General features: G+C 60.4%; 19 protein-coding genes and 2 pseudogenes. 10 read left to right on the top strand and 11 right to left on the bottom strand.

Annotated elements, in window-relative coordinates; translation table 11 throughout:
- From FFM81_RS27765 to FFM81_RS27775, 3 genes are all read left to right on the top strand, one after another.
- Complete coding sequence (locus FFM81_RS27765) at positions 1-909, top strand: ABC transporter permease (protein ID WP_138385505.1); 909 nt, start codon at positions 1-3, stop codon at positions 907-909.
- Between the two features lie 70 nt (positions 910-979).
- Positions 980-1,750: an ABC transporter permease gene (locus FFM81_RS27770; RefSeq protein WP_138385504.1), complete on the top strand. Its 771-nt coding sequence runs from the start codon at positions 980-982 to the stop codon at positions 1,748-1,750.
- A 1-nt stretch (position 1,751) separates the two neighbouring features.
- Positions 1,752-2,840, top strand: coding sequence for an extracellular solute-binding protein (locus FFM81_RS27775; RefSeq protein WP_138385503.1), 1,089 nt, complete (start codon positions 1,752-1,754; stop codon positions 2,838-2,840).
- 39 nt (positions 2,841-2,879) lie between these two features.
- Here FFM81_RS27775 and FFM81_RS27780 read toward each other — a convergent pair whose 3' ends face one another.
- The 3 genes from FFM81_RS27780 to traA form a co-directional block, all read right to left on the bottom strand.
- A complete protein-coding gene (locus tag FFM81_RS27780; RefSeq protein WP_138385502.1) occupies positions 2,880-4,121 on the bottom strand; it encodes an 8-amino-7-oxononanoate synthase family protein in 1,242 nt (413 codons plus the stop codon).
- 113 nt (positions 4,122-4,234) lie between these two features.
- Positions 4,235-4,918 (bottom strand): winged helix-turn-helix transcriptional regulator, encoded by a 684-nt coding sequence (locus tag FFM81_RS27785; protein WP_138385501.1) that lies wholly within the window; start codon positions 4,916-4,918, stop codon positions 4,235-4,237.
- 619 nt (positions 4,919-5,537) lie between these two features.
- Complete coding sequence (traA, locus tag FFM81_RS27790) at positions 5,538-10,187, bottom strand: Ti-type conjugative transfer relaxase TraA (RefSeq protein ID WP_138385499.1); 4,650 nt, start codon at positions 10,185-10,187, stop codon at positions 5,538-5,540.
- A 222-nt stretch (positions 10,188-10,409) separates the two neighbouring features.
- Between traA and FFM81_RS27795 the strand changes: the two genes are divergently transcribed.
- The 3 genes from FFM81_RS27795 to traG are packed head-to-tail and all read left to right on the top strand — an operon-like array spanning position 10,410 to position 12,836.
- Positions 10,410-10,697: a TraC family protein gene (locus FFM81_RS27795; RefSeq protein ID WP_138385669.1), complete on the top strand. Its 288-nt coding sequence runs from the start codon at positions 10,410-10,412 to the stop codon at positions 10,695-10,697.
- The gene (locus tag FFM81_RS27800; protein ID WP_138385498.1) at positions 10,687-10,920 is read left to right on the top strand and encodes a conjugal transfer protein TraD; all 234 of its coding nucleotides are present in this window, start codon (positions 10,687-10,689) and stop codon (positions 10,918-10,920) included. The genes FFM81_RS27795 and FFM81_RS27800 overlap by 11 nt, the downstream gene beginning before the upstream one ends.
- Entirely contained in the window at positions 10,917-12,836 is a 1,920-nt protein-coding gene (gene traG, locus FFM81_RS27805) for a Ti-type conjugative transfer system protein TraG (RefSeq protein WP_138385497.1), read from the top strand. Before FFM81_RS27800 ends, traG begins: the two co-directional genes overlap by 4 nt.
- On the opposite strand, the gene FFM81_RS27810 is transcribed toward traG, so the two are convergent.
- Positions 12,820-13,113, bottom strand: a complete 294-nt coding sequence (locus FFM81_RS27810) for a type II toxin-antitoxin system prevent-host-death family antitoxin (protein WP_138385496.1) — start codon at positions 13,111-13,113, stop codon at positions 12,820-12,822. The two genes, traG and FFM81_RS27810, sit on opposite strands and share 17 nt — an antisense overlap.
- Positions 13,114-13,277: 164 nt before the next feature.
- Positions 13,278-13,748, bottom strand: a complete 471-nt coding sequence (locus FFM81_RS27815) for a hypothetical protein (protein ID WP_138385495.1) — start codon at positions 13,746-13,748, stop codon at positions 13,278-13,280.
- Between the two features lie 538 nt (positions 13,749-14,286).
- Between FFM81_RS27815 and FFM81_RS27820 the strand changes: the two genes are divergently transcribed.
- Complete coding sequence (locus tag FFM81_RS27820; protein WP_343073723.1) at positions 14,287-14,526, top strand: WGR domain-containing protein; 240 nt, start codon at positions 14,287-14,289, stop codon at positions 14,524-14,526.
- A gap of 95 nt (positions 14,527-14,621) precedes the next feature.
- Here the strand turns inward: FFM81_RS27820 and FFM81_RS27825 are convergent, their stop codons facing one another.
- The 6 genes and pseudogenes from FFM81_RS27825 to FFM81_RS27850 all read right to left on the bottom strand — a co-directional run bounded on the left by FFM81_RS27825 (position 14,622) and on the right by FFM81_RS27850 (position 19,014).
- Positions 14,622-14,789: a hypothetical protein gene (locus FFM81_RS27825; RefSeq protein ID WP_173883869.1), complete on the bottom strand. Its 168-nt coding sequence runs from the start codon at positions 14,787-14,789 to the stop codon at positions 14,622-14,624.
- 344 nt (positions 14,790-15,133) lie between these two features.
- Positions 15,134-15,457, bottom strand: coding sequence for a DUF736 domain-containing protein (locus tag FFM81_RS27830; protein WP_003571613.1), 324 nt, complete (start codon positions 15,455-15,457; stop codon positions 15,134-15,136).
- A 612-nt stretch (positions 15,458-16,069) separates the two neighbouring features.
- Positions 16,070-16,371 (bottom strand): annotated as a pseudogene (locus FFM81_RS27835) (type II toxin-antitoxin system VapC family toxin); the annotation flags it as partial.
- Positions 16,367-16,624, bottom strand: coding sequence for a type II toxin-antitoxin system Phd/YefM family antitoxin (locus tag FFM81_RS27840; protein ID WP_138385494.1), 258 nt, complete (start codon positions 16,622-16,624; stop codon positions 16,367-16,369). The gene FFM81_RS27840 and the pseudogene FFM81_RS27835, both read right to left, overlap by 5 nt.
- Before the next feature lie 85 nt (positions 16,625-16,709).
- Complete coding sequence (locus FFM81_RS27845) at positions 16,710-17,651, bottom strand: DUF2493 domain-containing protein (protein ID WP_025418183.1); 942 nt, start codon at positions 17,649-17,651, stop codon at positions 16,710-16,712.
- Positions 17,652-17,976: 325 nt separating this feature from the next.
- Positions 17,977-19,014 carry a DUF7146 domain-containing protein gene (locus tag FFM81_RS27850; protein ID WP_138385493.1) on the bottom strand — a complete coding sequence of 346 codons (1,038 nt, stop codon included), beginning with the start codon at positions 19,012-19,014 and terminating at the stop codon, positions 17,977-17,979.
- 502 nt (positions 19,015-19,516) lie between these two features.
- Here FFM81_RS27850 and FFM81_RS32985 point away from each other — a divergent pair.
- The 3 genes and pseudogenes from FFM81_RS32985 to FFM81_RS27860 form a co-directional block, all read left to right on the top strand.
- Positions 19,517-19,776: pseudogene (locus FFM81_RS32985) on the top strand (hypothetical protein); the annotation flags it as partial.
- A gap of 67 nt (positions 19,777-19,843) precedes the next feature.
- Complete coding sequence (locus tag FFM81_RS27855; RefSeq protein ID WP_138385492.1) at positions 19,844-21,034, top strand: DUF1173 domain-containing protein; 1,191 nt, start codon at positions 19,844-19,846, stop codon at positions 21,032-21,034.
- 245 nt (positions 21,035-21,279) lie between these two features.
- Positions 21,280-21,873, top strand: a complete 594-nt coding sequence (locus FFM81_RS27860) for a DUF433 domain-containing protein (protein WP_097536907.1) — start codon at positions 21,280-21,282, stop codon at positions 21,871-21,873.
- Positions 21,874-21,893: the final 20 nt, after the last annotated feature.

The raw sequence follows: 21,893 nt of genomic DNA on the forward strand, positions 1-21,893 counted from the left end.
ATGACCATGACAGTCGACAATCTCGCGCTTGCACAGACCGCTCCAGCAAGCTGGCTGTTCTCGCACTCGGCCCGCCGCTATTCGCATGCGCTCACGCTCCTTCTTATTGCGCCGCTCACCCTCCTACTCGCCGCGGGCTTCGTCTATCCAATCGGCCGGTTAATCTCTCTGAGCGTCATGGCGCCGGAATTCACACTCGAAAATTACCGGCGGATCGTCGGCGAACCGCTTTACCTCGACGTTCTGCTTCGCACGTTGCAGACAGGCGCGATTGTCACAGTGGCAAGCCTGCTGCTTGGCTATCCAGTTGCCTTTCTCATGGCGCGCGCCAGAGGCAAGACCGCAATGATCGTCGCGGCGGCGGTGTTCGTGCCGCTGTGGACCTCGGTGCTGGTGCGATCATACGCCTGGATCGTGCTGTTGCAGCGAAACGGGATCGTCAATGATGTGTTCATTGAAACCGGCATCATCACGAGTCCTCTGAAGCTTCTCTATACCGAAGGCGCGGTCATGCTCGCGATGACACATGTCCTGATGCCCTTCATGATCTTGCCGATCTGCAATGCCCTACGCACCATTCCTGCCGAATATGGGCAGGCCGCACGCAATCTCGGCGCCACCCCCCTTGACGCCTTTCTACGCGTGACCTTGCCGCTCAGTCTGCCTGGAATCTTCGCCGGGTGCGTCATGTGCTTCATTCTGGCAATCGGCTTTTACATCACGCCGGCACTCGTTGGCGGACCCGGAACATTGATGATGGCAACGCTGATCGGACAGCAAACGATCGTCCTGCTTGACTGGCCATTCGCCGCGGCCCTGGCGACGGTCCTTCTTACGACGACGCTCGTCTTCGTCCTTGCGTTTCGCAAGGCCCTTTCCATCAGCAAAGGAATGAACAGTGTCAATTGAGCCCCTAACCACCACCTCGTTTACTGCCTCTCGCGCCAACGGCAGCCATCGACCGTATCTCGAGGCAATCTTGCGGCTCCTGGGTGGATGTGTGGTCGGCGCAATCCTGTTCTTCCTGGTTCTGCCGACGCTGCTGGTTATCCCGATTTCGCTGAATGACGGCAGCTATATCGAGTTCCCGCCGCGGGGGCTCACACTTCGCTGGTACAGCGAATTTCTTTCCGATCCGGACTGGCGGGCGGCCACGATCTTCAGTCTGAAGATTGCCCTGTCGACAACGATCGCTTCAACCGCAATCGGAACAATGGCCGCGATCGGGCTCGTTCGCGGCAACCTGCCCGGAAAACCCCTTCTGCAGGCCCTGTCTCTTGGGCCGATGATCGTCCCCCATGTGGTCTTCGGTGTCGCGCTTTATCTCATTTTTTCGCCGATTGGCCTGACCGGCAATTTTATTGGTTTCCTGATCGCGCACACCGTGCTCTCGGTACCCTACGTCATCATCACCGTATCAGCGGCACTTGAACGTTTCGATCCGTCACTTGAACTTGCCGCATTGAATTGCGGAGCAAGTCGTAGCCGCGCCTTCTTCAGCGTTGTCCTTCCAAACATCGCCCCATCGGTGGCAGCGGCTGCTGTCTTTGCTTTCCTGGCGTCATTCGACGAGGCAACGGTCGCCTTCTTCATCTCCGATACCGGCGGCAAAACCATCAGCCGCAAAATGTTCGAGGATATCGATTTCAATCTTACCCCGGTCATCGCATCGGTTTCGACGCTGCTTGTGGCGATATCGCTCGTCCTCATGGGCTCCATCCATCTCCTTACCGGCCGTGGGGAGGACTAACATGGCCACATCCATCCGGACGAAGGAATATGCGATGAAAAAGAGAATTGGGATGAAGCCTTTGCTGCTTGCTGCTTGCCTCGTGCTTGCTGGCGCGGGGGCGCAGGCCGAGGAACAAGTCGTCATCGCGACAACTGGCGGTGCATACGACTCGGCGCTTCGAACGTTCTGGTTCGACCCGTTCACAGCAGAGACCGGAATAAAGGTTGTTTCGGTCGCAGCAACGAATGCCGAGATGCGCGCGAAAGCTGCGGCCATGGTCAAGACCGGCAACGTGACCTGGGACCTTTACCCGGACGGCGAGATCCAGGCGAGTGCTGAAGCACATCGACTGACATCTGAAGACCTGACCGAGTTCTGCAAATCCTTCCAGGGCCGGCCAGACCTGGTCGAGGATGCCTGCGTCAGCGGCGGGGCCCGGCTGTTCTCGACCGCAACGCTGATGGCCTATGACCCGACCACCTTCAAGGATGGAACTCCCTCGAGCTGGGCTGACATGTGGGACCAGACAAAATATCCCGGTGGCCGCTCGTTTCCAAATTTCGACGATCCGTGGAGAGTCATGGCTGCCGCACTGCTGGCCGACGGCGTTCCGCGCGACAAGCTTTTTCCGCTGGACATTGATCGCGCACTCAAAAAGCTCGACGATATCCGCCCGGCGATATCACTCTGGTGGAAGACCGGCGACCAGAGCGTCCAGGGCTTTCGCAACGGTGATTACAGCATTGGGCAGATCTGGCTGACGCGCGCAAACACGCTGAAGGCGGAAGGGCGCCACATCGCCTGGTCCAAGCAGGCTTCGTTCCTGGTGGGTGATCGCTTGACAATCATCAAGGGCGCACCGAACCGCGCGAACGCGGAGAAGCTGGTCAGCTACTGGCTTGATCATCCGGAGACTCAGGCCAGGGTCTGCGAGAAGCTTCTTTGCACCCCGCCCAGCCGCAAGGCGATCGGATTGATGTCGCCGGCCGCACGCGCAGCACTGCCGAGCGACGATGACATTACGGATTACATCGTGATTCCGGACGCCAAATGGATCAACGAAAATGCCGCGATGATGCTTGAGCGTTGGAACGCTTGGATCCGATGACAAGCCCGGGCGGAAACGCCCGGGCTCTGAGGCCCATCTTTAGCCTTTTAGGGCACGATTGATGGCCGCAGCGAGACCGCGAACTTCGGCCGCGGTATGACTGGCGGTGGGGCATATCCGCAGGCCGGCTCGCCCCTTGGCGACCGTCGGGAAGAAAATAGCAGACGTATAGTAACCTGAGTCAAGCACTACTCTGGCGGCGCCGATGGCCGCAAGTTCATCACCGACGAAAACCGTCCTGATAGGCAGTCGAGACCCCGCCTGCGCGGTTGGTATCAGTTCGTCGAAGAGAGAGATGTAGTCGGCAAGCGCCCTTTGCCGCACGCCGAGTTCCGGCGTGCGGTGGATCACGCAGGAGGCGAGGGCGCCACCGATCGCTGCAACATTGATCGAGGCCGAAAAGGCATGTGCGAGCGCGAAGCGCCGAAAGATCTCTTCCTGAAACGCAGTTCCTAGCATGAGCATGCCGCCTGAAGCCCCAAATCCCTTGCCTAGCGAGGCTGCGATTATGGTGCGCTCGCCGAGCCCTTCTGACATTTGCGAGCGGGCAAAACCTTCGCCTCTTTCTCCGAAGATCGATATGCCGTGAGCATCATCGATATAAAGGAAGAGGCCGTACCGCTCCTGAAGTTCGCACAACTCCTTGATCGGCGCACAGCCCCCCATGGAGTAGACCCCGTCACAGACATAGGCGACCGTCTCATTCTGACGGCAAATTTCTTCGAGTGCCTGCAGATCGTTGTGACCTATGGTGCGGACCTCGCATTCTTCGGCAACGACGGGCTTGTTAAAGGCGAGCGTCGCATGTGCCAGGCGATCAAACACCATCACGGGTTTCTTCCCACCGGTCAGGACTCCGGACGCGATTAGTGGAAGAGCACTCATGTTGGCTGCAAGAACTGTTGTGTAGGTAATGACTCTTGCGGCGAAAAGGTCAGAGAGGGCATCCTCGAGGTCTCCCAAGACCGCGAAATTGAGCCGCGTGCGGGCGCAGGACCAGTGCAGCGTTCCGTATCGTCGAACGGTCTCGATAGCGCCCTCGATGATCGCGGGATGATTATCGAGCCCGAGATAGGAGCAACGAACAAAGTCGACGACACGCTGCGATCGGCTCTCTGATGTTGGCAGCGCCACCGCTCGACCTTCCGACGGATGGACGTAAAGAGCCATTAGGCCCTCCAGGTGGGCTGCGGCGAAGTGGGGAGCGGCGTGCCTGATCAAACTGGCGGTATTTCTGTGAGATATTTTGGGCGACCCGGCGCCCGATGCGGCCTCATGCATGTTGTACTCCCTATCGCTGGACGAGGCACACGCTAACCGCGAGCATTTCGTTTATACAACGAAGGCGGCAGGAATTTTCGGTGAAGAATGTGAACGTGACTGGGTCATATGCTTCAGACCACATCAATTGCATATCCTACTTTTGGCACGGTACGGATCACATCGCGGCCAAGGGCACGCTTCAGCGCGCGCCGCAGGCGGCCGATATGAACATCGACCGTCCGTGGCTCGACAAATGCTCTTTTCGGCCAGGCAATGTCTATTAGTTCGGCGCGGCTGAAAACGCGTCCTGCGTCATTCATAAGGGCACTCAACAGACGAAACTCGATCGGGCTGAGATTGACCGGCGCACCCCGCACCAGGACACGCCGGGCGCCGGCGTCTAACTTCATTTCGTCAAACATTGGGACGGGGCGTTTCGCTAACTCGTCGAGAGGGTTGCCTATCGCACCGTGAAGATAGGTTAGGAGCCGCTCCGGCGGCATGGGTCTTGTAAAGCTCTCATCGACATTCGCCTTTAGAATGTCGAGGTATGCAGCTTTTTCGGCAACGAGCGCGATGAGTGTAATGTCGCTGGTCAGTTCTCTTTCCTTCAGGCCGGACGCGATATTCGCCAGAATCTGCGAACCGGGTTGGCAATCGACGATGATTGCTGCAGCCTCGCTCTCCTCTGCGATCGCCACGGCTTCGCTCGGTACATCGACGAGCATCGCCCTATAGCCCGCCTCCTTCAAAATGTAAGAGAGCATCAAATAGTAGTCGGCATCTCGGGATACGATCACCAAAAGCTCGGTCATCGGCTGTCCCCGCCAGCGGATGCCCTCGCTCCAGGCAGTTTTGATATGACAAAAAGGCAGCAAGAACGCCTCATATTGATCCCGACCCTCAGGCTTTTCGTGTACCGCGCGCGCAGAACCGCCCAGGTGCGCTCCGTTCGCGCTTATTTTTATAGCTTGCCTTTTCATTTTGTTACAACATAATGTTGAATGCGCGAAGAGAGTTTCACGCAAAAGCGTCAAATTGCCAGGGACGGCACGAGATCGTGGCCCATTTGATGGGATCGACGTCCGGCATAATTTCAGCGACCTGTTCCCGGACGGTAACGGGGCTTTGCGCATGCGCGAAATTTTCGAGAAGTACTCGACTGGCTGCATCGCAGCCGCACCTGATTTTTGGGGTAACATCGATGTAGAGGCTGCAACCCTTGCCGCCCGATCGCTTTACGGAGCACGTGCAAAGACAGCTGCGGCGTGGTGCGCCCTGTCCGCGCGCTCCGATGGACGCTCAGGCGATTTCAGCTTTTGGGTGCGGGTTTTCCGACATCTCGATGCCGAAGAGATCGGGGAGATAGGAGATCTACGGCAACCGTAGCAGACTTTGGTCAACAGACGTGGCTTTTTGCTTCTTCAACGGGTCTCATAGACCAATGCCACGGCCCCGGCGCACGGCCCGCTGGATACGCTCCAAGACAATGTCTTGGCTGCTTTCCATGCGGACCGTCTGCTGCAGGACCTTGAACCTCTCCTGCATCGCCACAAAGGCCTGGCGTTGCGCCGGCGGCACGCGATTGATGAGATCGTTCTCGCCGCGCAGGATGGCATTGCGCCCGAAGCGTTCGTCGAGCGCCTTGCTGACGGCGGCAAACTCCCGGCGGATGTTTACATCGAGCGGCGCTGCCGAGATATTCTGCTTGCGACCATTCTTCCGTGCCGCTTCCATCCGTTGCTCGAGCGCCGCTTCCGCCGCATTCGACAGACCGGGTATGGCAATCGCCATACGCTGCCGCTCTTGCGTGATCGCCTGGCGTTCGGCGTCGAGCGTATTAGCGTAGGCCGCACCGAGCGATCGCAGGCGGATTGCCGCTTCGGGCACCGCCTGCAACGCATCCTTGCGCTCCCGACCGGAAGCCAGCATCCGGTCCATGAGGCGCTCGGAGCCACGCAGCGGACCATAGGCAGCGGGATCGTTGGACACAGCGGCAGCAATTCGCTCCGGGCCGAAGCCTTTGATGATCAGCTCCTCGATCATGCTGACGGCGCCAGCCGGATCCCGCCAGATCGTCCTTGCCGTATTCGCCAATGCCGCACGCTGCTGGTGATAGAGAGGAGCTGCGAGCACACGCGATTGCGCCTCCTCGTCGACCGGCGTCTTGAACTCAGTGACGGCAGCAAGCATCGGCAGCACGGTCACATTCTCCTTGCCTGGCTCCATCTCTGGCTCCTTATTCGAAACGGCACTGGCAGCCGCGACGATCTTCGAGCGATCCCGCCGCTCTGCAAGATGCTGCTCGTCGGCAAAACGCTTCACGGCCTCGAACAGTTTGATCAGTGTCTCACCCTGGCTCGGCATCAGATCTTCCGGCATGCGCCCGGCAATGTTACGCTCGGCAACCGCATCCGCCTTCGCGGTGAAGGCGCTCCAGCCAAAGCGAGCCATCAATGCCTCGCTGACCGCCTTGATCTCTTGCACGACCGAACGGTCCTCGGCGGCAATCGCAAAGGCCGTCTTATAGGCGTCGTCACCACCTTGGCTGCGTACCGCCTCGATCTCCATAAGCCGCGCCATCGCATGTTCGGAGAGCGCCGGGACGGACAACGCCATATGCCCCCGACGTCGCTCCTCGCGCTGTTCGAACCGTTCGGCATTCCTGCGGAACTCGGTTGCGTGGGCCCGTGCGAGCGGGCGCAGTTCCTCCAGAGCCGAGATTGCTGCGCTACGCTCGTTGCGGGCGGCCCGCCCGTCGATGATGAGATCGGAGCCGCGCAGCCGGCCAAGCCGATCGGGTTCTGCGGCAAGATCGTCGGCGAGCTTGCGCGGTTCGGCGCTGGCATCCGATGCCAGCGCGTTCAGGGCGGCAAGCGCTGCATCTGGATCGCGATAGATCTTCTCCAGCAACGGTCGAAGGATCGCTTCCTGCTCCGCCCAGGTCGGGGACGAAAGCTGCAGCAGCCGCGCATCCTCCTCGACGCTCGTGACGAAGGAAGTGGTCGGCGGGATCAGATAGCGTGCTTCGCCAGCGCTCGCACCCGAGACGACGTGGGATTCAGTTCGGTCATCGCTGTAGACAACCCGCCGTTCCCGCTCGATCGCAAAGCCGAGCGCCACGCTCGCCCTTTCCCAGAGTTTTTCCACCTGCTCCTTCTTTACAGCAATCCACGCAAAGCGCCGGGAGAGGCTTTCCTCCATCTCGACTGCGGCCAACGAAAGATGATCGATCCCGCGGCGCCGGGCGAAGTCGTCGGCATATGCGCGATAGCCGCCCTCACTTTCAAAATCGAGCGTCGTCGTCTTGGCACCGGATCGCGACAAGCGCTCGACAAGCTGCTTGAACATCTCAGGCCGATGGCTCTCGCGCTCAACCCGCTCCCGACGAGCCTCGGCGGTTTCAATTTGCTTGGCCGTCCAGACGTTGCGATCGACGGTCCGTTCCTCGTACCGCTTTTGGCCCGTATCCTCATCGATGACGTGAACCGTCACCTTGACCCGCTCGACCCCGTCCTTGCGCAAGGTAACGGTATCGCCTTCCAAGACGCCGGTGTCCTCGAGCGCCTTCGGCAAGCTGACGCCCCATAGACGATGGACGGTTCCGTCATCCGTCTTCACATCGGCATAGGGGCTTTCGTCGGCATCCTCGTCGTCGGGCCGGAATTTGGCTTGTCCGGCTTCCACGAGCTCGCCGGTGACGCCGGCAGCATGATCGACGCGCGGCTTGCGGCCCCATTCCGGCCTCGCCGCGAAGTCCTCTGTCGCCGCATAAAGATCGGCGCGATCGCGATGCCGGGTCATTGCCACATAGGTCAGATGCTGATCCATCATCCCGGTCGCCAGCACAAACGTCCGGTCGACCGTGGCGCCTTGCGATTTGTGGATCGTTGCGGCATAGCCGTGATCGACATTGCGATAGCTGTCTTCGCTGAAGACGACCTTGTGGCCATTGTCGAGATGCACCGACAACAATGGATCGCCCCGTGTGTCAGCGGTGGAAACGACTGTGCCGAGCATGCCGTTCTTGACATATTGCGGACCGAGATGACGGGCGCGCGGCTCCAGGAAACGAGCATTCTCCAGGAAGATGATGCGATCGCCAGCAGCAAACTCGCGCGCACCGCGGGCCGTCTCGAATTCGCGGGCACCTGCCAGCGCACCCTCGTCCGTCATCACTTTGCGCAAGGCCTCGTTCAGCTTGCCGACGTCGTCATTGGTGTGGGCAAGGACGAGGAGCTCATCGCCGCGCAACCGGCCTTCGTTTCCCCCGGAAACAGATTTCTCGACTGCCTGTTTGCGCGCCTCACTCCAGTCGGACACGATCCGATCGATCGTTCCGGCACGTGTTTGCGCCTCGATCAGATGGCCATGCGCGGCATAGGCGTCGAGCGCTTCCTCCACCCTCCCGCGGGCAAAGAGCCGCGAGGCCTCCCGCGCCCACTCATCACGCTGGCGGCGCACACCGGCAAGTTCGGCAAAGCCAACTCGCTCCGAGATCGCCCGAAAGGCAGCACCAGCCTGGATCGGCTGCAGTTGCATCGCATCACCCACCAGGACGACCTTTACCGCAGCCTCCTCGGCAATCTTCAGCACACGGGCCATCTGCTGCGACGACACCATGCCCGCTTCATCGATGACAAGGACGTCGCCGCGATGCAGCGCGTCGCGCCCATTCGCCCAGGCCAATTCCCAGGAAGCGAGTGTGCGCGACTGGATGCCGGAACTATCCTCCAATCCTTCCGCCGCTTTGCCCGCGAGCGCTGCACCGATCACCCGATGGCCTTGGCTTTCCCAGGCAAGACGTGCGGCAGCCAGCAGCGTCGACTTGCCGGCGCCGGCGAGACCGACGACCGCGGCGATCGCGTTGCTACCGGTGACATGGCGAACCGCCTCGACTTGTTCCGCCTCGAGTTTGAAAGGTTTTGCCGGATCGGCCCTTTCGACGCTTTGGACCGCTGCAGCGACCTGGGCACGGGAGATACCGAAGCCCTTTCGTTCGGATAGAACTTCAGCCGACCGCGCCATGTCATATTCGACGTGCAGGATCTCCCGTGTGGTGAAGACTGCCGGCGCGGCCGCCTTACCGGTCTCGGCGTCGATCTCTTGCGGCTTCAATATGACCAACTGGTCGGACGCCATCAGGCGGGCACGGATATTGGCGAAATCGGTGGGGTCGTCGACGTAACGGTGCAGCGCTCTGGCGATATCCCTCTCGTCGAAGGTGGAACGTTCATTGCCGAGCTGCTTCAGGAGAAGCTCGGGCTCCGCCAGCAGCCGGTCGGCCATCTCCTGCCGCCGGGCGAGATCGACCGGCGCGAAATACATCTCGGCCCCCTTGCGGGCGAGCGCTGCCTTCTCCGGACCGAGATGTCTCTGGGCGATGCCGTCGAGACCCTGTTCGGCATAAGAGCGCCCGTCGAGGCGGATCTCGTGGCCGGCCAGCGCCAGATGCCGGTTGGCTGTTTCCGCCCAGCCGATCTTCCACCCCTTCATCGCTTCCTTGTCGCCGGCCCAGAGCCTGTAGACGATCTTGCCATTCGGCCGGTCCGGCGTGACGACGCGCAGCGGCTTGCCGTCTTCGCCGAGAACAGGGACCTTCTTTGGTCCGAAACCGTCCTCCGTCAGCGGACGCAGCGTCATCATCAGATGGATGTGCGGGTTGCCGTCCTTGTCGTGATAGACCCAATCAACCACCATGCCCCTAGCTGTGAGATTGTCCCGAACGAACTCGCGAACCATTGCAATATTCTCCGCCCGGGTCAGTTCCTCCGGCAGGGCGATGATCAATTCGCGGGCAAGCTGTGCGTTTCCCAGCGTCTCGAAGGCCTCCACAGCATTCCAGAGTGCTTCGCTCGCACTAGCAACGGAAAGGCCGTCGATCGCCTTATGGAGCCAATCCGGAACACAGTCCGGCAAGGCAAGCTCCTCATGCACCAGATCGGAAGCTCCACTTCGATAGTTGTAGGAGGCGCCGACCTGTTCATCCATCATCCGGGTGCGGTGACGATAGGCAGCAGCCGAAATGATGCTGCGCCCCGCTCCCCTGCTGATCATCTGTGCTCTGACGAACATGATCGCCACCGACGTCTCCAGACCTCGCCAAGCACGTCGCGACAGCGACGTATATTGCGCCCTCAAACCGATCGGACCGCAGGGCCGATGCCGCTTTTCCGGAACACGGCCATCGGCCGGACTTCCGGCTGCGACGTTTTCGAATTGATGGAAAATAGCCTATTTAACTATTTTATTCTAGCTAGTATAATCTGGCCGTTGAGGTTATTTTCAGGAAGGATGAGTTCACTGATGGCCACAAAATTATCGATCACCGACATAGACTCCCAGATCGAGAAGCTGCGCGAGCGCAGACGCGCGATGATCGCCAAGTCCGCCGACCGCTTTGCGCGGGCCGCGACGAAGTCGGGGCTGGCGGAAATGGAGATCGCCGACGAGGAGGTCGATCGCCTCGTCGAGGAGATCGCAGCGCGATTTCGCAAAGGAGAGGAGAAGGGGACTGACGGCGCATCTGTTTCGCCGCGTCGACCGGCAGCTGGCGTCACTGGAACGCCGGCGGAAATTTCTCATGGCGGCTGATCGCAAGCACGAGGCGCGCGAGAAGTTTTTGCTCGGCGGCCTCGTCGTCAAGGCGGGGCTTTCAAACGTCGACCGGGCGTTCCTGCTCGGCGGATTTCTCGAATTGGCAAGGATCGGCACGGGCTCATCAGAGTATCGGCGCTTGCGCGATATCGGCGAGGAGGCATTCAAGATCCCCAAACTCGACGGCAGTTCGCGGCTCATCGCGGAGGCGGCAGAATGACCACGAGAAGGAAATCGCACCCGAGCCTGTTGCTCGTTCTGGTGCCGATCGCCGTCACGGTTTTTGCCGCCTATGTCATCGGCTGGCGTTGGCAGGAACTGGCAGCTGGCATGTCAGGCAAGACGGGGTATTGGTTCCTGCGGGCCGCACCCGTGCCGGCGCTTCTGTTTGGGCCGCTTGCCGGGCTATTGACGGTATGGGCTCTGCCGCTGCACCGGCGCATGCCGGTGGCTATCGTGAGCCTCGTCTGCTTTCTGGCTGTGGCCGGTTTCTACGCGCTGCGCGAATTCGCCAGGCTCAGTCCATCCGTGGAGAGCGGCTCGGTCTCATGGAACCAGGCACTTTCCTACGTGGATCTCGTAGCCGTCATCGGCGCGGTGGTTGGGTTCATGGCTGTGGCGGTGGCCGCGCGCATCTCGACCGTCGTGCCCGAACCCCTGACGCGGGCCAAGCACGGAACTTTCGGGGATGCGGATTGGCTTTCGCTGTCCGCGGCGGCAAAGCTCTTTCCACCCGATGGCGAAATCGTCGTCGGCGAACGCTACCGCGTCGACAAGGAAATCGTCCATGCGCTGCCCTTCGATCCGAACGATCCGGCGACATGGGGAAAAGGTGGCAAGGCTCCTTTGCTCACCTACAGACAAGATTTCGATTCCACCCATATGCTGTTCTTTGCCGGGTCGGGTGGATACAAGACGACGAGCAACGTGGTGCCGACGGCATTGCGCTATCGCGGGCCGCTGATCTGCCTTGATCCCTCCACCGAGGTCGCGCCGATGGTGGCCGATCACAGATCCCGCGTTCTCAAGCGCGAAGTCATGGTCCTTGATCCCACGGACCCTACCGTGGGCTTCAACGTGCTCGACGGGATCGAAGCATCTGTGAGACCAGAAGAGGACATTGTCGGCATTGCGCATATGCTGCTGTCGGAAAGCCTGCGCTTCGAAAGCTCGACGGGATCCTACTTCCAGAACCAGGCGCACAACCTCCTGACCGGTCTGCTCGCCCATGTGATGCTCTCGCCGGAATATGAGGGGAGGCGAACGTTGCGCAGTCTCCGCCGGATCGTTTCCGAACCGGAGCCATCGGTGCTGGCCATGCTGCGCGACGTTCAGGAGCATTCCACTTCGGCCTTCATCCGCGAAACGCTCGGCGTCTTCACCAACATGACCGAGCAGACCTTCAGCGGCGTTTATTCCACCGCATCCAAGGATACGCAGTGGCTGTCGCTCGACAGCTATGCTGCGCTCGTCTGCGGCAATGCGTTCAAATCGAATGACATCGTCTCGGGCAAGAAGGACGTCTTCCTCAACATCCCCGCATCGATCCTGCGCTCGTATCCCGGCATCGCACGCGTCATCATCGGTTCGCTGATCAATGCGATGGTGCAGGCAGATGGCGCCTTCCAGCGCCGGGCGCTGTTCATGCTCGATGAGGTCGATCTTCTCGGCTACATGCGGGTGCTCGAGGAGGCGCGCGACCGCGGCCGGAAGTACGGCATCTCGATGATGCTGATGTACCAGTCGGTCGGGCAGTTGGAGCGGCATTTCGGGAAGGATGGCGCGACATCGTGGATCGATGGCTGCGCTTTCGCCTCTTACGCAGCGATCAAGGCGCTCGACACGGCCCGCAACGTCTCGGCACAATGCGGCGAGATGACGGTGGAGGTGAAAGGCAGTTCCCGCAATATCGGCTGGGGCACGAAGAACAATGCATCGCGAAAGTCGGAGAGCGTCAATTTTCAGCGCCGGCCGTTGATCATGCCGCACGAGATCACCCAGTCGATGCGGAGGGACGAGCAGATCATCATCGTCCAAGGGCATAGTCCGATCCGCTGCGGTCGGGCGATCTACTTCCGGAGAAAGGAGATGGACCAGGCGGCCAAGGTCAATCGTTTCGTCAAACCGGTGCAGTGATCGTAGTTGATGCGGGGCCTGCCTCGTCCTCCCTGGCAAAGGTGTCGACAGCGTTTTCGAGCGCGGCAAAAAGTTCATCGGGCATCGTTTCGATGGTGCCGACGGTGCGTCGGTCGGACTGCCTGATCAGCCGCTGATAATCTTCGATATTAAGGAGAACCAGACGGGGTTTGTTCCTGTGGGTGATCGTCACGGGATGACGCAGCGCCTCGGCGATGATGTCGCCGGACTTACGGGAGAGGTCACTGGTTGAATAGGGACCGCTTGACCTGGGCATATGGCTCCTTCGTTGCCACTACGGTTGTTCTATACAGCATTTACAACATTGCGACGATTGTCATGAGACCTCGTAGCCATCGTTGCTCGGCTCTCGATGTCAGAGACCATCGCAACCAAGAGGCAACCTTGTCTGTCGCCCCTCAGATGGCGCCACTACCATGATCAAACGGCGCGCCCCGCATGGATGGTGATGGCCGTTGCCAGCCTGATATCCTTTATGATCTGCGCCAGCGAACCGAACTCATCCTCGCTCAGCGAAACCAGCTCCGGAAAATCGATATCGACGCCACTATCATCAACGGCCAAAGCGTTCATCCATTCGCCGCCGTTGACCTGGAATTCATGCGTGTCGCAATCGAATTCGAGATCGTCCAGAAGATTGATGGTGAAGCGCCCGAAAATCTCGTTCTCACCCTCCAGCTGATATTCGCCGAATTCATCGTCCCCGACGAGAACACCTCGTTCCAATTCCATGATGATGTGGATCCGAGCGGTTGCCGCCTCGAGCCCTTCAACCAGGCGATCGTGTAGTTCTCGCGAGAAGTCGCTGTCGCAGCCGAAGCGGTTTGCCAGGACGACGAGCCGGAAACCGGAAAGATTGGTGTAGAGCATGAGGTTCTGATCGGTTGTCATAATGTGATCTCCTTCATCTTGATGACGGAGATCGGCCACTCCTTAGCAAAGAGGGGTCAAGGACCGCGGCACGCGGCTCGCAAGCGGGGGAACCGATTTTGTCGCTTGCGGCAAAATTGGGGGAGACCGTGCCGTCCTTGACGCCGGATTTGCTGGAGTAAAATTGGACGTCAGAGAGAAGAAGACCCGCGGCACCGAAGGGGACGCGACCGTTTCCGGCGTGAGCCGGCAGGAAGTGTCGAGGGTAGAATCCCCGCCCTGCGGCTGGGCAATTCGCACACATCATCCCGCGAGAGGGGCATGTCCGGAGGCGGAGACCCGCGTGCGGGTTCCGCGAGCGAAGCGAATGTACCCGGCCGGCCTTCGGCGGGTTCGCCCATTCCAATCTTCGCCTTCGGCCATCATCACGAAAATGAATCAGAAGGGGCCAACCGATTCACAAGTGTCGTTGGACGCAAAAGCTGGAGCCGACGATTCTTCCGCCATGCTGGCTTAACCATATCGGCTCTACATCGAACGCACGGACGCGACGAAAAACATGGCGCGCTTTTATGTGCTCGCGATCGAACCGACGCTGTTCGGCACGCCCTGCCTGACGCGACGATGGGGACGCATCGGAACGTTTGGACAGGCCATGGTGCATCACTTCGACAGGGAAGAGGATGCAGTCCGCATGTTCCTCGATCTGCTTCTGACGAAGCTGGCGCGCGGCTATAGAGCGAAGACAAATGCCCGACGTGAACCCATGGTCTGGAGTTGTCCCCGGAAGCCGCCCTGATCCTTGCCGGCGATCATGGTGCGAAGCGAAGCTTCGAGCCCGGCCAGCTGGTCGATCCGGCTGGCCGGGCCTGGTGACATGGCAAAACGCCACCCTCAGAAGGGCGGCGCAGGGTCGATGACGCCTACCTGCTCGGCGATCGCCACCCTCAGTTCGGCCTGAGCGATCTCCAGCTCCGCTTCAATCTGGCGGCGCTCGGCAGGATCGGCGTTCCTGAACTCGGCGCGCAGTTCTTCAACCTGAATTTCGAGTGCCGTCGTCATCGTCGTCATCTCCTGAATGATGTGAAAGATGACGCCCGGGGTCGTGAGGATCGGGCCGGGTCAAGGATCGCGTCAGCGACCGGCGGAGCCGGCGAGCGGAGGAACCGATTTTCTGACGGCGCCCCTCAGGGCGCCGGCTGAAAATTGGAGGGGCCGCGAAGTCCTTGAGGCGGCGCGAGCCTCGCGGCAGACTTCAAGTATCTGAGCAGACAGTCCTTGGTCTCGTGTGGCACGACAGGAGGAGTGAAAGCGGGCTCGACGCCCGCTTTCACTCCCGCTAACGCGCGTGAATTGAGGAACGGCGGAGGCGGCCCCGATTGCTCGGGGCCGCTTAGCTTTGCTCTTCAGTTCGGGTTGTTCCAGAGGATCACCTTCTTGCTCGGATCGCCGCCGGGTGCCGGTGCGAGGTTGCCGAAGATCACGCCGATCTCGGGGGCTTCGAGCTTCACCGAGAGGTATTCCTCGCCAGTCTGCCGCGCGATGCGGTTCCAGGCCGCGCCGATCTCGAAGCCGGTCTTGCGGTGGATGACGCGGTAGTCAGGAGCTTCTTCGCTCGCCTTCTGAGCGTTCGGGACGATAGCGATGGGGGCGTTGACCCGGATGGTGGCGAAGATGCCTTCGAGGATGCCGTCGGTCTTCTGCGTGAGCGTTGCGATCGTGGTGGCCATGGTGTTGTCTCCTTCGGTTGATCGGGACCATTCCCGATGGCGCACGAAGAGACGGCCGACCTGCTGCGGTCAGCTCGATCGAAAATTTTGCAAAATTCTATTTTCCACCAGGACAAAGAACCGAAATCGAATTTTGCAAAATATTCGGGCGAGTCTTACCCCTTCAGGGGTTGGCCGCAAAAGCAGGCGGTCGTCTATACGAGCGACATAAAACGGGAATGGTTCGGGGCAATCGAATGCCGCGACAAACCATCGTAGCCGCCCGGTCCAAGTGCTGCGGGATGTCGGCCGCGCCCCTGAACGCTTCGCCCGCATGTCGATCAACATAATAACCCTCGCCCGCTCCCAGCTGCGGCAGGCGGTGAGCACCCGGCTCGACAGCATTCCTCTGCTGATCGGGGAGGTCGCCGCGGCGACCGCATTGCCGCCTGCAGACCGTGCGACATTCCCGAGTGAAGCTGTTAGCATGGACGCAGATGCTGATCGTTCCCTACTGTTCGCGCGCATCCGACCATCAAGGCCGTCGGTGGTCACCAGGCACAGCACTATGGCAAGCAAGCGACCGCCAACGATCTGGGCCCGCCTCATCCGCGGAACCAAACCCGCGTGAGATCACAAGGCAACAGGATCCGAGCAAGTCACAAACGGAATGCCATAGAGCCCGACATTTTGATCCTCCGAACCAAATACGCTCCCTCCGCCACGGCTTGCGCCATGCGCAGATGATCGAAGGGATCGCGGTGATGAAGTGGAAGGGTAGCGAGAGCGATAAGATGCGCGTCCGTGATATCCAGCCGGTCGAAACCTTGATCGGGCAAGATCGCCACAATCTCTTCGATATCGGCATCAAGTTTGCCGATGCGCAGCTTCACGGTGATTTCCCAAAGAGAGACAGCACTGACGAGGACGTCATTCCATGGATTTCAGAACATCCGCCGGCAGACGATCGAAGTCATCGGCAACTTTGATCTTTCCGCGCAACGCGCCGGGTTTCCGCATGACGGCGTTCGCTGACGGCGGCCCGATTTCGGCGACAACCTTGTGATGGGACGTCAGGACAAACCGCTGCCCCTCTTCGACCTGCTTGAGGAAGGACGTCAGGTTGCCCCGAAATTCCCGCACGCCGACACGGCGGGGAGATGGTATCTGCTGGCGGGATTGGGGCATGGCGAAGCTCCGTTTCAGCCGCAAATGTGTACACAATTTTCAAGAAATGCAAGCATTGCCTTCAGCCTATATGGACAGATGGCGCTTACGCGCCATCTCCCGCCGCCTGCCAGACGGAGATGCCGAGTCTGCGGGCCTTGTCGGCGAGATTGCCGGTGATACCGGAGCCGGGGAAGATGACGACGCCGGCCGGCATGACCGAGAGCATGTCGTCGTTGCGGCGGAACGGCGCCGCCTTGGCGTGCTTCGTCCAATTCGGCTTGAAGGCGATCTGCGTCACCTTGCGCGCCTCGGCCCAGCAGGCGGCAATGCGTTCGGCGCCCTTCGGCGAGCCGCCATGCAGCAGCACCATATCAGGATATTTCGTCAGGGCCTGATCGAGTTTCGCCCAGATTCGTTCATGATCGTTGTAGTCGATGCCACCGCCGAAGGCGATCTTGGTGCCTGCCGGGATCAGCACCTCGGTCTCGGCGCGGCGGCGGGCGGATAGAAAGTCTCTGGAGTCGATCATCGCCGCGGTCATGTTGGCGTGGCTGACCTTGGAGCCCGTCCGCGGCCGCCATGCCGACCCGCATTGGGCTTCGAAGAGGTCGCCCGCATAGTCGCGCATGAACTCGAAGGCGTTGCGGCGTTCCAGCAGCGTGATGCCTTCGGCGACGAGGCGCTCAAGCTCGACGCTTTTGACCTCCGAGCCGTCCTGCTCGCGCTGACCGTTGCGCTGACTATCCTCATTGCGCTGAAGCTCACGTTGGATCCGTTCACCGGCGCGGTGGAAGAGGTTGACCACCGACCAGAGCAGGTCTTCGAGATCGGGCTCCAGACGGGTGTCCCCGAGCATTTCGACGAGGGTGTCGAACATGGCGGTCAGCGCCGACTGGACGAGGGGCTCCTCTGGCAGCGGGCGCGGGTCCGGTTCGTCCTGGAAGGGGCGATGGCCGTAGATCTGCATCTCATAAATGAAGCGGTCGGTCGGAGAAGATCCGTGATGGGGCTCGAAGGCATCGTCGATGGGAAGGGCAAGGTTCATGATGGTCTCCGTCGGTTTGGGGCGCGCCTCTCGCGGCCTGACGGCGATCCCTGTCCATGCGGCAGATGGGCCGGAACCGCGGCGCCTGACGCCGCGGCCCAGCGAAGCGCCGGGCGGGGACAAGAAGGTTTCTTGCTGCGCGAGGAATGGCGGGCCGCTCGCGGCCCCAGACAGGGGAAGAAACCTGAGCGACCCGCTGAAGGCCCACTCGCTGCATGATAAGGGTCGCCTCCCGGCAGGCCCGCGGGCGCGCCACCGAGCGGCGGTCGCTAGAAGCTGGCCTTGCCTGCGACGCCTGGCGCCCTCACCTCCCCGACCGGCTCGATCATGCGGGCAGAAAGGCCAGAGCGTCTTCCGGGGCGAGCTGTGCCTTGAGATTGGCGATGAGCCGCTCCGGACCGAGCCGGCGCAGATCCTCGTTGAAGTCGCCGAGCTCCGGGGCGAGCACCAACGGCAGGGTTCCAAGCGCCTGGGCGCGGCGGCTCAGTCCCTCGATGCCGTGCCGGCCGGCGGCATCGGCGTCAGCTGCGATGTAGAGGCGCCGGCACCCATCGGGCAGCCGGAAGGCGGCAAGATGATTGGCGGTCAGCGCCGAGACCATCGGCATGCCGGGCAACACGCGGGCAAGTGACAGGATGCTTTCGAGGCCTTCGCCCGCGACTATTACCGGCACCGGGCCACGGAAAGGAAAGCAGAAGCGCACGGCATTGCCGAGCAGCCTGCCGAGCGCGCGGCGGGGATCAGCGACCTGCGCCTTTCCCTTGCCCTGTGGATCGAGCCATGTGCGATGCACACCGGTGATCACGCCGGAGGGATCGGTCACAGCAGCGATGAGGGCTGGAAAGGTGCTCGTCCTGCCGGTCACGAGGTCGCGGTAGTAGCACGAGGGATGGAAGCGGAGCGCCTGGTGCAGAGCTGCCCGCAGGATGCCCCGCTGGCGTAAGTAGCTGTCGGCCAGTGAACCGCTAAGCGGCTCTGTGATCCGGAACAAGCGTCTTGCGCGTTCGTCTGCCGGCCTATCGACCGGCGGAGCGGTGTGGGCGTCGCCCCTGCGGGACGACGCGGGGATGGGCTGGGGTTCGGTCAGAAAAAGCCGCGCCTCATCAGCGACGTCGCGGAAGTCGGCCAGCCCACAGGCTTCCCGCACGAGATCGAGCAAGTCGCCATACTGCCCGGTTGCTGCATCGGACCATTTCCCCGCGCGAGAGCCTGTCAAACGGACAAAGAGCGAACGACCCTTGCTATTGGCGACGTCACCAACGATCCAATAGTTGCCGGCCCGTCGGCCGACAGAGAGATAATGCTTGCACACCGCCTCGGCATCACGCGCGAGACGGTCCGCCAGTTCGGAGGCGGATGACATAAGGCTTCCTCCGTCACGAGTGGCTGGTGATAGGAAAGACCAAGCGGTCCTGCAGTTTAGGAACAGGCAGCGGTCTGTTGCAGTCTTCGAAAATGCGGCCCGCTCGGCTCGGCCGGTCGAAGCAACCGTGCACGGAGATACCAGCACTCACCGCCGAGGAAGAAATCACGCTCATGGGACACCTGTCGAGAGCAAGGAAAGAGCCGGCCTGCGCCGGCGCTCTCCAACCCCGCCAGGCCAACCCTTCTCTGCCCTCCTCTTCCTCTTTCACCAAACTGCCAGCTGCGGCCGGCTTGAAGGGCTGGGCAACACGCGATGAAAACTCACTTTTTGCTTGCGTAGCCTCTAGTTTTGGCGGGTTGGCTTCTAATCAACGAACTGTCGACTTCTAATTGTCATGCTTGATGGTTCTAATTTGTGGAGGTTGGAACCCAGGTACCGGCGGTTTGCAGGACGACGAATGGAGGAGCGCGGTTGTCGGAGCCATCAGCAGACGCATGCGGTGGATGGAGTGCTCGAGCGTGACGATGGATGGTCGTCGGGATCGAGGTAAAAGCGAGCGCCATGGTCAATGCCACCGATTTCAGGAGCCTGAAGACGCGTGCGGGCAAAAAATTTGCGTTCGCCATCGTTCTTTACGATGGAACCGATGTCGTGCCATTTGGCGATCGGCTTGCCGCACTTCCCCTTTCCTGCCTATGGCGCCGAAATCGGCCCCAGCGGCCGTGGCGTTTCTATACTAACTATTTTGCACTAGTATAATCCTCGAAGGTCGTGCTACGTCTTCTATAGGGCTCGATCATCCTTGGTCAGGCAAGCGAGGAACGATGTGCGACAGTTTTTGATCGGCAACCAGGCGTTCGATGACAGTTCTCCGGAGTTTCCGCCGCAGCTCGAACGCGCGTACGAACAGAAGCTCAGGCCACTTTGCCTGTGTCGGGAACCGCCGGTGCCGATGTACATCGCTCGGATGGATGACCAATTCCTGATCAAACGCATGCCGCTCTCAGGCCGGCAGCATGATCCCGGATGCCTATCGTACGACCCGCCATATGAGCTATCCGGCCTCGGGCCGTTGATCGGAAACGCCATCCAGATCGACGCGGCGACCGGTGCGACAATGCTGAGACTCGATTTTTCGCTGTCGAAACGCGGGAACCGATCGACCTCGACGTCGTCTTCCGAGCCGTCGGAAACGGTGCGAAGCGAACCCAAAAAGCTGTCGCTGAGGGCGATGCTCCATTATCTCTGGGATATGGGGGAGCTCACCGAATGGACGTCCCTATGGGCCGGAAGACGCGGCTGGGGTCGCGTGCGCAGCAGCCTGTTGAACGCCGCACGGCAGATGACCGTCCGCGGCGGTCCGCTCAGCGACATCCTGTTTGTCCCGGAGGTGTTTCACCAGGAGGACAAGGAAGAGATTTCCGCCCGGCGTGCGGCGATGTTGGCCGGTGCTCAGGCAGTTGGTCCCGGGCCGCGCAAACTGATGATGATAGTCGCGGAAGTGAAGGAATTCTCACCGGCGCGCAACGGCCAGAAAATACTCGTGCGCCACCTGCCCTTTCCTCTGATGATCGATGAGGGCGCATGGAAGCGGCTGAACGCCCGATATGAGACCGAACTGGAACTCTGGCGGTCAAACGAAGAGTTCCATCTTGTAGTGGTCGCCACTTTCGGCATATCAAGCGCCGGCATCGCATCCGTCGAGGAAGTGGCGATGATGGTGGTCAATGTGAACTGGATCCCGTTCGAAAACATCCACGAACAGCGTCTTCTCGACCGGCTCTCCGGGCTGAAGCGCAGAAGCGTGAAAGGGCTGCGGTTCGACCTTTCACGCGCTCAGCCGATTGCCTCCGTGATGTTGCCGGAAGCAAGGCCGGCGCCCGTCGCTCTGTTCGTCATTCCGTCGAATGCCGACGAAGACTATGAGGTCGCCCTGAAGGAGATGATTGCCGCGAGGCCCGAGATGACGCTGTGGATCTGGCGTGTCGCTGAGGGTGAAATGCCGCGCTTGCCATGATCCGCATGAACTCTGCTTCACAGCAGCCGGGTTCCTTGCCAGCATCGCCAAAGTGTTGGTTCAGTCGGTGCTCAATTGCTGCGAAATGCAAATCGGCCCAATCCTGCTGCTTGGAGCGCAGCCGTAGGCTGGCAACTGCGATCGGACGTTGAGGTCCGCGATGTTTAGGGCAACCGGTTGACCCGAGCGGCCGTCAACACCTATATTAATTCATCTCCATATGGAGTTGAATTAGGACCATCGACATGAGCGATATGGAATTTACGGTTACTGAAGCGAGCTTCTTGGCAGATCGCTCTGCTACCGACGTGCAAAACGCGGTCGACAAGAAGGTCGTCAAATCCACCGTGGTTAAAGTCGGGCCGCGAGCTCAACGCCTTCTCGGAAGGGCTGAGTTGCGGTTTCTGACGATGGATCGCGAAATTGGTGAAGCCCTGTCTGGCGCAGGCAAACGCCGTCTTTACGAGGAACTGTCAAGGCTTCCGGAAAAGGCCACGACGGCGCGATTTGGAGCACTCGTCGTGGATCTTCGAAAAAGCGACGCCAAGCTCAAGAGGAGATTGAGACTGCTCGAAACGATCAAGGGATCAATCAAAATGAGGGCGGGAGAGCCCTTTATCAAGGGAACCGATATTCCTGCTTATCAAGTGGCTGCCTTGTATCCTGCCGCTTCTATCGAGGAGATCCTGGAGGATTTTCCCTCGCTCAAGCGTGGCCAAGTTGAACATGCGATCGACTTCGCGCGGGCATATCCTAAAAAGGGGCGCCCTTATCCGTCGACGTCCCTGAAACGCGGAATTTCCAGCCTTATTAAAAGCGGTGTTTTTGATGATGACTAAGAGCCTGACTCGAAAAGGTT

It is taken from the genome of Rhizobium hidalgonense (assembly GCF_005862185.2).
Classification (GTDB): domain Bacteria; phylum Pseudomonadota; class Alphaproteobacteria; order Rhizobiales; family Rhizobiaceae; genus Rhizobium; species Rhizobium hidalgonense.